This is a genomic window from Marinobacter sp., from assembly GCF_041686475.1.
Lineage (GTDB): Bacteria > Pseudomonadota > Gammaproteobacteria > Pseudomonadales > Oleiphilaceae > Marinobacter.
On record NZ_JAWLDU010000003.1, the window covers coordinates 98,090 to 107,448 of the forward strand.

At 56.7% G+C, this 9,359-nt stretch carries 11 protein-coding genes; 5 read left to right on the top strand and 6 right to left on the bottom strand.

The window, feature by feature from the left end; genetic code table 11:
• Positions 1-5: 5 nt before the first annotated feature.
• On the bottom strand, positions 6-623 hold the full coding sequence (locus ACESMB_RS01635) for a peptidylprolyl isomerase (RefSeq protein WP_372927163.1): 618 nt from the start codon (positions 621-623) through the stop codon (positions 6-8).
• 184 nt (positions 624-807) lie between these two features.
• On the opposite strand from ACESMB_RS01635, the gene ACESMB_RS01640 reads away from it, so the two are divergent.
• On the top strand, positions 808-960 hold the full coding sequence (locus ACESMB_RS01640; RefSeq protein WP_372927162.1) for a hypothetical protein: 153 nt from the start codon (positions 808-810) through the stop codon (positions 958-960).
• A 33-nt stretch (positions 961-993) separates the two neighbouring features.
• Here the strand turns inward: ACESMB_RS01640 and ACESMB_RS01645 are convergent, their stop codons facing one another.
• The 3 genes from ACESMB_RS01645 to flgA all read right to left on the bottom strand — a co-directional run bounded on the left by ACESMB_RS01645 (position 994) and on the right by flgA (position 2,686).
• Entirely contained in the window at positions 994-1,464 is a 471-nt protein-coding gene (locus tag ACESMB_RS01645; protein ID WP_372970785.1) for a flagella synthesis protein FlgN, read from the bottom strand.
• Between the two features lie 7 nt (positions 1,465-1,471).
• A complete protein-coding gene (gene flgM / locus ACESMB_RS01650; RefSeq protein WP_372970786.1) occupies positions 1,472-1,798 on the bottom strand; it encodes a flagellar biosynthesis anti-sigma factor FlgM in 327 nt (108 codons plus the stop codon).
• 183 nt (positions 1,799-1,981) lie between these two features.
• Positions 1,982-2,686, bottom strand: a complete 705-nt coding sequence (flgA, locus tag ACESMB_RS01655) for a flagellar basal body P-ring formation chaperone FlgA (RefSeq protein ID WP_372927159.1) — start codon at positions 2,684-2,686, stop codon at positions 1,982-1,984.
• A gap of 218 nt (positions 2,687-2,904) precedes the next feature.
• On the opposite strand from flgA, the gene ACESMB_RS01660 reads away from it, so the two are divergent.
• Genes ACESMB_RS01660 through ACESMB_RS01670 form a run of 3 tightly spaced genes read left to right on the top strand, consistent with a single transcriptional unit; the run spans position 2,905 to position 5,901 of the window.
• Positions 2,905-3,837: a chemotaxis protein CheV gene (locus ACESMB_RS01660; RefSeq protein ID WP_372970787.1), complete on the top strand. Its 933-nt coding sequence runs from the start codon at positions 2,905-2,907 to the stop codon at positions 3,835-3,837.
• A gap of 39 nt (positions 3,838-3,876) precedes the next feature.
• Entirely contained in the window at positions 3,877-4,704 is an 828-nt protein-coding gene (locus ACESMB_RS01665) for a CheR family methyltransferase (RefSeq protein WP_372927157.1), read from the top strand.
• A gap of 9 nt (positions 4,705-4,713) precedes the next feature.
• Positions 4,714-5,901 carry an MFS transporter gene (locus ACESMB_RS01670; protein WP_372927156.1) on the top strand — a complete coding sequence of 396 codons (1,188 nt, stop codon included), beginning with the start codon at positions 4,714-4,716 and terminating at the stop codon, positions 5,899-5,901.
• Positions 5,902-5,974: 73 nt separating this feature from the next.
• Here the strand turns inward: ACESMB_RS01670 and ACESMB_RS01675 are convergent, their stop codons facing one another.
• Both ACESMB_RS01675 and ACESMB_RS01680 read right to left on the bottom strand, forming a co-directional pair.
• Positions 5,975-7,378, bottom strand: coding sequence for a sodium-dependent transporter (locus tag ACESMB_RS01675; protein ID WP_372927155.1), 1,404 nt, complete (start codon positions 7,376-7,378; stop codon positions 5,975-5,977).
• Positions 7,379-7,442: 64 nt separating this feature from the next.
• Positions 7,443-8,504 carry a Glu/Leu/Phe/Val family dehydrogenase gene (locus ACESMB_RS01680; protein WP_372927154.1) on the bottom strand — a complete coding sequence of 354 codons (1,062 nt, stop codon included), beginning with the start codon at positions 8,502-8,504 and terminating at the stop codon, positions 7,443-7,445.
• A gap of 531 nt (positions 8,505-9,035) precedes the next feature.
• Between ACESMB_RS01680 and ACESMB_RS01685 the strand changes: the two genes are divergently transcribed.
• Positions 9,036-9,359, top strand: a 324-nt coding sequence (locus ACESMB_RS01685) for a lipocalin family protein (protein ID WP_372970788.1), incomplete at its 3' end; no start/stop codon positions are given.

The window sequence follows — 9,359 nt, forward strand, 5'->3', positions numbered from 1 at the left end:
GGTCGCTACTCTGTGTCGTTGTTGGTGGTTCTCTGGGAAACGCCGTGAATAACGATGGGCTCCTCCGGTACATCGGCCATGCCGCCGGCCCGACCGGTTGGTTTGCCGGCGATGGCATCCACCACGCCCATGCCGCCGCTGACCTTGCCGAAGACAGCATATCCTGGCCCGCGAACGCCAGCATCCAGGAAGCTGTTATCGCTCAGGTTAATAAAGAACTGGGAGGTGGCGGAATCCGGCGCGCTGGTGCGGGCCATGGCAATGGTACCCCGCAGGTTCTTGGCTGTCGGCCTGGCTTCGTTGACCACTGGATCACGTGTCTGCTTCTGATTGAGGCCCTCGTCAAATCCGCCACCCTGGATCATGAAACCGGGAATAACCCGATGGAAGATGGTCCCCTCGTAGAATCCGTTTTTGACGTAGGTGAGGAAATTCTCGACGGTTTCCGGTGCCAAATCGGGACGTAGCGTAATTTCAATTATACCTTCACTGGTTTCGATGATTACCTGTGGCAGGTCGTTTTCGCGCTCCTGGGCTGATAACAGAGAGGTGCCGCTCATCAGAAGGGTTACACAGAGAACGATCTGCATCACATATCGAAACGGTTTAACGGAATTTGTCATTCTATAATGGCTCACGCTGTTAGCTCCGGAGTTGTTTGCTGCCATACTCTGATGACTGCTGACTGGGGTCGGATTCTAGCAGATATCTGGCGCTAGGTCGGCTGGAATCCAGCTGGTCCATGATAGCGCCGGAGTTTTCGAGCCCGAGGTGATCGAGGGGCTGAAGCTCACGGCAAATATTTTTGTGCCTGTACTGAATTTTCTGGATTCGGATCTGACGATTACCGGCGTGCACTACGCCCATAATGAGCCACAAAACAAGGTGCTGTCAGACGGAGGGCTTGAGCTGGCGTTTCCGGAACGAATCGAGCAGATTCGCATAGACAATACCCGCTGACGTCGCGGGCATTGAATGAATCTGGTGGACGGGTCAGGCGCTGGCAAGAATGGTGCTGTGGGAAACCGCTTTCTGTTCCCCCTGGGCCCCGTAAAGCTTCTGGTGCCCGGAAACGCCCCGGAAAATGTCAGTCAGTCGGGAAAGGCGTTTCTGCATGTGGCTGATGACTCTGCCGTTGGTCTGATTCACTTCCTGGCAGTTTCTCAGGCGCCTGTCGGCTTCTTCCCAAAGCGCAAGCAGATCAGGCAGGCCGGCACTGCGAATGAATCGCGATGGCTCGCCGCTGTCGGGGCGGAAGCCCATGGCAACGAGTAACCGGATTTTTCGTTTTGCGCTTTCGCGGATTTGTTCCAGCAATGTGTTCTTCTCGCTGGTCAACGAACCAAGCTTGCGGACGTCAGAATTGGATAGGCAGGTTTTTTCCTGGTTGAGAATGTCCGCCAGAATGTCTAACTGGCGGATATCCCCGGCAAGAAGTTCTTTTAGTTCATCAATTGCGGCCATGATTCATTCACCCGAAAATGCTTTCATCCATCTCAAGCATTTTCTGGGCCAGTTTCTCGGCGTCAATCTTGTACGAGCCGTTTTCCAGGGCTGAGCGGATCTGTTCGATGCGATCATCGTCCATTTCCGGAAAGTTACCCAGTTTCTGTTCAAGCTGCTTCAGGTCTTTTGCCTGGCTGCTCAGATTAACATTCTCGCCGCGCGCACCCTGTGCCTGTGCTTTCGCCTGCTCGTCAGCAGCGGGCTGGGGGTTCTGGGCAGCGGAAGACTTGTCGGCCGTGGTTTTCTGGGTGTTGACCTGGCCTGGGCCTATTCCATTAAAGTCAACTGACATAACGTTACCTGCTTGGCTGATCGGCCGCAGTGGGCGGCTCCACGAGTTTCATACCTGTTTATCGGCATGCCTTTACATTTCTTTAGCAAAATTTTACATGGTGAAGATTACACGTTCGCCATGTGGCGCCGGCAGCGGCAAATACTTGCCACCAGCGGCCAGCAGATGCCGCGGCGGCGTGCATTACATCGGAATCTCCACGTGGCCGGGCGCGGTCACGCGCGCGCGCACGGTGCGGGACGACGACAGGTTTTCCACCAGGACCTGTTCCCCGATGCCGCCGCTAGCCAGGGCCTTGCCCCGGGAGTTTACCGAGAAGTTGCCGCTACGGGCGCTGATAATAACATGATCTCCCCGCTCTATCGCCGCAGGGCTAAGCAGCAGGTCCGGCGTAAAAACGGTTCCGGCATTGATTCCCCGCCGCATTTCCATTCCGATTAACTGGTCCTCGCTGGTGATCGCGCCCCGCCTCGTGGAGTTTACTACCACTGAGTCGGTACGCAGTGCACTTTCTGTCAGCCTTTCCCCTCTGCCGAGGGTGCGGGCGGCAACCATGGCATCGCCGGTTATGGTTACAGAGACCGGCAGGAACATCCGCCAGGGACGGGAGCCTTCACAGGAAACCAGCAGCGAAGGTTGCGTGGTTTTCCAGGGGTCGCCACTGAATGAAACCTCCAGCGGTTTTTCGCAGGTGGCCAGGGACAGACGGGCGTCGAGTTTGCCACTGTCGTGCATGACAGAAAAACCTTCGCTGGCCTGTTCTTTGGCAAACGCATCGAGGAAGTTTTCGGCGGATGAATATATCTGCTCTGCCGTGGTTCCGGATGCCATGACCGTACCTGGGATGGTAGACATTAGCAGTGCGGTAACGAAAATGGTGATGCGCATACGCCGCAGTTTGTCCTATGCTGTCAATAGCCGGGCAAGGCCCCGTAATTCGGGAAAATTCTCAATTATTTCCGAATCTGGCCGTTAAGCCCATCCAAAGAGTCAATAAACCGGCACATTTTCTGTGCCGAATAGCGCCTGAAGACTATCAAGCAAGTAGCGTGCCTTACGGCAAGATGCGCACCGGTAGCAGGTTGTTCCGAGCAGGAGAAAAAACGATGGCAGGGGTATTGGACAGTGTAAATCAGCGCACACAGCTGGTGGGGCAGAACCGCCTGGAGCTCCTGCTGTTTCGGCTGCGTGGGCAGCAGGTCTATGGCATCAACGTATTCAAGGTCAAGGAAGTGCTGCAGTGCCCGAAGCTGTCCTCCATACCGAACAGCCGTTCCATGATTTGCGGTGTAGCGCATATCCGCGGCGAGACCATCCCGATCATCGACCTTGCCATGTCGATACGGTTGCCAGGTATTCCCCGGGAAGAGATGGGGAGCTGCTTCGTGATCATCACAGAATATAACCGCAAGACCCAGGGATTCCTGGTTGGCGGCGTGGATCGTATTGTCAATATGAACTGGGAAGATATACTGCCCCCGCCGAAGGGAGCCGGCAAGGAAGTTTATCTGACGGCCGTAACCCGTATTGACGACCGAATTGTCGAGATTATCGACGTGGAAAAGATCCTTTCCGAAGTGTCGCCACTGGAACAGGACGTAGGCGAGGACATACGCACCAGAAGTGCGGAAAGAGTCCCCGGCCACAGGCCGGTGCTGGTGGTGGACGATTCGGCCGTTGCCAGGCGGCAGATTGAGCGCTGCCTGACTGCCATCGGAATGGAAGTGGTTACCAGGAACGATGGTAAACAGGCTTACGATTACCTCAAGGAAATTACCGCAGACGGCTCCCGGGCTACTGATCACCTGTCACTGATCATCTCGGATGTCGAAATGCCGGAAATGGATGGGTACACTCTTGTCACCAAATGCAAGAATGATGCTGCCGTCAAGGATGTGTATATCATGCTGCACACCTCCCTCAGCGGTGTATTCAACAAGGCCATGGTGCAGAAAGTAGGTGCTGATGATTTCATGGCCAAATTCAGCCCTGATGAGCTGGCGGAAAGGGTCATGGAGATAATTGACCGTGAGCAGTGACATTGCTGTCGCTCCCGACTCACCCGATACTGAGATCTGATGAAAGCTGAAATAACGCCACAGGAATACGAGGCCTTCAAAACATTCCTGCAGGATGCTTGTGGCATTCTGCTCGGGGATAACAAGCAGTACCTGGTCAAAAGCCGCCTGCGCAGGATCATGGAAGAAAACAGTCTGAGCACTCTGGCTGAATTGCTGGAGCGGGTGAAGCGTTCTGGCCGCTCCAGCCTGAAAGAAGTGGTTATCGACGCCATGACCACCAATGAAACCCTGTGGTTCCGGGATAATCATCCATTCCGCATTCTGCAGGAAAAACTGCTGCCGGAGTTTGGTGACAGGAAGGGGGCTGAGTCTTTGCGCATCTGGTCGGCAGCCTGCTCCACCGGCCAGGAACCCTATTCGGTCGCCATGATAATTGAAGAGTTCCGCCGTCAGCGCCCTGGTAAACTCAGGGACGTCAAAATCACGGCTACAGACATTTCCAAGAGTGTGCTGGAAGTGGCACGCCGCGGCGAATACGAGATGATTGCCATCGGCCGGGGCCTATCTCCGGAAAGACAGAAGCAGTTCTTCACCCCGGCGGTGAATGGCAGTTGGCAGATCCGACCGCAGATCAAGAGCATGGTCGAGTTCCGTGAACTGAACCTGCTTGAGCGCTACATGCTTGGCAAGTTTGATATCGTGATGTGCCGGAACGTGCTGATCTACTTTTCGGCGGAGCTGAAAAAGGACATCCTGACCCGTATTCACGCCACCCTCAATCCCGGTGGTTACCTGATACTGGGCGCGTCTGAATCGCTGAACGGTCTGCCTCACCTCTACGAAATGGTGCAGTGTCACCCCGGGATCATCTACAGGAAGAAATAGGTCCGTCCTATGCCCCTCAATGTATGGATACTGGTCGCCGCCCAGGCGCTCGCCATGTGCACGGCGCCTTTTATTGTGTTTATCGGAAGTATTCATGGCAGTCTGCTGGCGCCATCTCCTGAACTTGCCACGCTGCCTGTCGGGCTTGTGGTTGTGGGCACGGTGCTGGCCATCAAACCCGCAACCTGGCTGATGGAACGCCTGGGGCGGAAACCGGTGATGCTGCTGGGAACATCTGCCGGCGCACTGGCGGGCATACTTGGGGCACTGGCAGCTTTTACAGCCAGTTTCCCTCTACTGTGTGCGGCGGCCGTTGTGGGTGGCACAGGGCTGGCAGTCGTGCATCAGTACCGGTTTGCCGCGATGGAGTCGGTATCACCGCAAATGGCCGGCACTGCTGCCGCCAGAGTGCTCCTTGGTGGGCTGGTTGCCGCCTGGCTGGGGCCTGAAATCGCTCTGGCCGGTGGTGGTTCGGCGGCAGAATACCCTTTTATGGGTGGATGGATTGCCCTTGGCGCAGTCCAGTTGCTTGCCATGGGTGTGCTGGGTTTCGGGTATCGAGCCAGTGGTGAGCGGGTGAGGGAGACAGTCGCCGGAGGTGGTCGTGCGATGTCCGTCATTCTGAGGCAACCGGTCATCTGGGCTGCGATCAGTGCAGCCGCCATCGGCTACGCGATCATGAGCTTTATCATGACGGCAACTCCTCTGAGCATGACCGAAGTCGCCGATCATCCGCTCGAAGATGCCAAATGGGTTATCCAGATTCATATCATGGCCATGTATCTGCCGTCTCTGGTCAGTGGCTGGCTGATCCGCGTTGTGGGCATTCCCCGAATGATGGGGCTGGGATTGCTGGCCTATCTCGGGTGCGTGGCGGTGGCCTTCAGCGGTATCAGTTTCCAGCATTACCTGTCTGCCCTGATTCTGCTTGGTATTGGCTGGAATTTCCTGTTTGTCGGAGGCACCACGTTGCTGCCGAAAGGCTACCAGGATGAGGAGCGATTCCGGGTTCAGGGGCTTAACGACCTGATGGTCTTCGGCTCACAGGCAACGGCTGCGCTGAGTGCCGGTGCCGTGCTGGCGGCATTCAACTGGACGGGATTGTTGCTGGTTGCGGTGCCGTTCCTGATGCTTCACGGCGTGCTGATGGCTGTCTGGCTGATCAATCGCCCAGAGCCCAGAGAGATAACAAACTAGCAGGGAAGGTTGGCGCCGGTATTTTCTCTGCCGCCCATTCCCGGCAGGCAGAACGTACCGGCGCCGTTGATCGTCACACCAGGTTGTAGATGAACACGATGGCCACGGCGATCGGGGTGAAATAGCGCAGTACCCGATACCAGGCGGTGAAGACCGCCGGCGACATGGCCAATTCCTCCTCCAGCGTTTTACGGGAAAGGAACCAGCCGACAAACACTGCCACCAGAAGCCCGCCCAGCGGCAACAGGATGTTGGCGGTCAGGAAGTCCAGCAGATCGAAGATTGTCTTACCCTCAAACATCGCAAACATTCCCAGCGGCGCCACGTCGGCCCACAGGTTCAGGGACAGGATGGAGGCGATGCCCAGCAACCAGCAGGTGATGCCAGCACCCAGTGTGCTCAAGGTGCGGTTCATGCCTTTCTGTTCCTCCAGCCACTCCACCAGCGGTTCCAGCAGTGAGATACCGGACGTCCAGGCGGCAAAGATCAGCAGCACAAAGAACAGCGTACCGAACAGGCTGCCCATGGGCATCTGGCCGAAGGCGAGGGGCAAGGTCTGGAAAATCAGCCCGGGGCCAGCACCCGGCTCCAGGCCGTTGGCAAAGACAATCGGGAAGATGGCCAGTCCTGCCAGCAGGGCCACCATGGTATCCATCACCGACACGGTGACTGATGTTTTGGCGATAGAGATGTTCTTCGGCAGGTACGAGCCGTAGGCCATCATGACGCCCATGCCCAGGCTGAGGGTGAAGAAGGCATGGCCGAGGGCCACCAGTACGCCCGACATGGTGAGTTTCGAGAAGTCGGGCTGGAAAAGGAAGCTGACTGCCTGTCCGAAGTGGCCGGTGGTCATGGCGTAACCCACCACGATGAGGAGTAACACAAACAGGGCCGGCATCAGGATGCTCACGGCGCGCTCCAGCCCGGAACGAACTCCCCGGGCAACCACCAGCATCACCAATGCCATGAACAGGGTATGCCACATCAGCAGCCTGATGGGGTCGCCCAACAAGCCTGTGAAAATCGCGCCGATGGACTCGGCACTCTGTCCCGCAAGCTGTCCGGTGGCGGCCGTGCCCACATAGGAAATAGCCCAGCCACCAATCACCGAATAGAACGACAGGATCAGGAATCCGGCCAATACACCGATTCCCGCAACCCAGCGCCAGGCCGGCTTCAGGGCCTCGTGGCGGGTAATGGCCCGCATGCTGTTGACGGGGCTGTGGCCGCCGCGGCGGCCGATCAGAACCTCGGCCATCATGATGGGTAAGCCTACAGCAGCAATACACAACAGATAGACCAGAACAAAGGCGCCACCGCCATTTTCACCGGTGATGTAGGGGAATTTCCAGATATTGCCCAGACCGACGGCTGAGCCGGTGGCCGCCAGTATAAAGGCGAGGCGGGAGGACCAGAGCCCACGCGCGGCCGTCTTGTCCATGGCACCGCCCGGGGCGGATGAAGAAGAGTTACTCATTGTTTTCTCCTGTTTACTGTTTTTGTTTTCGGGGGAGTGAGCGATGGCGACGAACTCGCTACCATCAACGGGGTATGTGCCGGAATCTTTCCTCTGCCAGCCGGTCTGCAATCCGTCCCGTGGGGAGGCCATCGCGGTCTGAACGCTCGAAAATTTCCTTCAGTGTGACGCCGATGGTGTCCACGTGTTCGCGAACCGCCTCGGGATCCGGGCCGGTGCGCTCGTAATACACGTCAATGATGCCACCGGCATTGATAACGAAATCCGGGGCGTAAAGGACACCGTGTTTCCAGAGCACCTCGTCATGAATCGGACTGGCAAGCTGGTTGTTGGCAGCACCGGCAACGATGGGTGCCTGGAGCTTTGCAATGGACTGATCACCCAGGACCGCGCCCATGGCACAGGGCGCCACCACATCGACGGGCAGATACAGGATTTCTTCGGCCGTGGCCGGTGTGGCGCCAAGCTCTGCCACTGCCCGGTCCATCTGGTCCTGATGAGTGTCATGCACCCACAGTTTCGCGCCAGCTTCGGACAGGTGCCGGGCCAGTCGGTAGCCCACATTGCCGATGCCCTGGACCGCAACCCTGAGCCCCTTCAGGTCGCTGCGACCGAGTTTGTGTTTTACTGCTGCCTGGATACCCACGAAGGTTCCCCAGGCCGTCGCTGGTGAAGGGTCACCATTGCTGGGTTTACCATCGAATCCGGCACGATCCCTGATGCCTGCTACATTGGCGGTGTGGCGGCCCATGATCTTGAGGTCAGCGACGCTGGTGCCCGAATCTTCTGCCGCAATGTAGAGGCCTCCGAGCTGTTCCAGAAAGCGCCCCATGGCTTCCAGAAGCGCTTCTGATTTGTGCTGTCGGGGATCACCAATGATCACCGATTTGCCACCACCGAGGTTGAGATTGGCCAGGGCAGACTTGTAAGTCATACCCCGTGACAGGCGCAGCACATCACGGAGAGCCTCCTCGTCGCTGGCATAAGGGAACATACGGCATCCGCCGAGGGCCGGCCCCCGGGATGTATTGTGAACGGCAATAATGGCTCGTAGCCCTGTTTCCGGGTCGCAGCAGAAAGTCAGGTGTTCATGGTGGTCGAATTCAGGATGAGTAAATACGGTCATTGGTCCGGCTCCTGTAAGCGCGTTTCCATTGTCATGAAACGGAAGGTCGTTAACGGGTAATGGTGCGATCAGATATCAGACTGAGGCTGCAGTAACCGTGTGAAGACGGAGTTTCGTAGCAGGCTTGAACCAGATGATCGTGATGCGAAAACGGGATGCTTCAGGAAAGGTGTAAACGAACGTTGCAGAATACGGGCACATGGGCCCATCATCAGGGACTGATTTACCAGTGGCATACTGAAAACCTCTTCCACCAGGCCGGATCACGGCTTTCGTGGTTGTTTTGTTGTTTTGCCCCGGCGGGTAGGCCGGTTGACATGATTTTGGTTGTGCGGGCCCTTTTGGGGCCTCGACGGAAAAAGACTAGATAGCTTTTGCATCATCGTCAATGGCTGGAGATCGTGCATTTTCAGTCGAATTTTAAAATACCAGGCGTAACAGATAGATAGCTCTACCTTACGTAAACGTAAATTTTTTTATTGGCCGGATCCGATCGCCGGATATGGCTTTTACCCTGCAGGAATCCCGTTTATGCCCATTGTAAAAAGTCTGACTGTTTCCGTTGTTATTCTGCTGGCAGGATGCACCGGGCTGCCTGATGGAATTGACCCCGTGAGTGATCTGGACGTCGAGCGCTACCAGGGCACCTGGTACGAAATTGCCCGCCTTGATCATTCCTTTGAGGAGGGCCTGTCCAATGTGACTGCCGAGTACTCGGTTCAGGATGACGGCAGTATTCGGGTAATCAACCGGGGTTATTCAGAGGAAGAAGGTAAATGGGAGGAAGCAGAGGGGCGCGCGGTTTTTGTCGAAGATGAGGCCAACGGCCACCTGAAGGTGTCCTTCTTCGGGCCT

What these genes read in the sequence shown, in the direction of transcription:
- ACESMB_RS01635 (WP_372927163.1), bottom strand. Translation starts at nt 623, where the DNA reads ATGACAAATTCCGTTAAACCGTTTCGATATGTGATGCAGATCGTTCTC.
- ACESMB_RS01645 (WP_372970785.1), bottom strand. Translation starts at nt 1,464, where the DNA reads ATGGCCGCAATTGATGAACTAAAAGAACTTCTTGCCGGGGATATCCGC.
- flgM (WP_372970786.1), bottom strand. Translation starts at nt 1,798, where the DNA reads ATGTCAGTTGACTTTAATGGAATAGGCCCAGGCCAGGTCAACACCCAG.
- flgA (WP_372927159.1), bottom strand. Translation starts at nt 2,686, where the DNA reads ATGCGCATCACCATTTTCGTTACCGCACTGCTAATGTCTACCATCCCA.
- ACESMB_RS01660 (WP_372970787.1), top strand. Translation starts at nt 2,905, where the DNA reads ATGGCAGGGGTATTGGACAGTGTAAATCAGCGCACACAGCTGGTGGGG.
- ACESMB_RS01665 (WP_372927157.1), top strand. Translation starts at nt 3,877, where the DNA reads ATGAAAGCTGAAATAACGCCACAGGAATACGAGGCCTTCAAAACATTC.
- ACESMB_RS01670 (WP_372927156.1), top strand. Translation starts at nt 4,714, where the DNA reads ATGCCCCTCAATGTATGGATACTGGTCGCCGCCCAGGCGCTCGCCATG.
- ACESMB_RS01675 (WP_372927155.1), bottom strand. Translation starts at nt 7,378, where the DNA reads ATGAGTAACTCTTCTTCATCCGCCCCGGGCGGTGCCATGGACAAGACG.
- ACESMB_RS01680 (WP_372927154.1), bottom strand. Translation starts at nt 8,504, where the DNA reads ATGACCGTATTTACTCATCCTGAATTCGACCACCATGAACACCTGACT.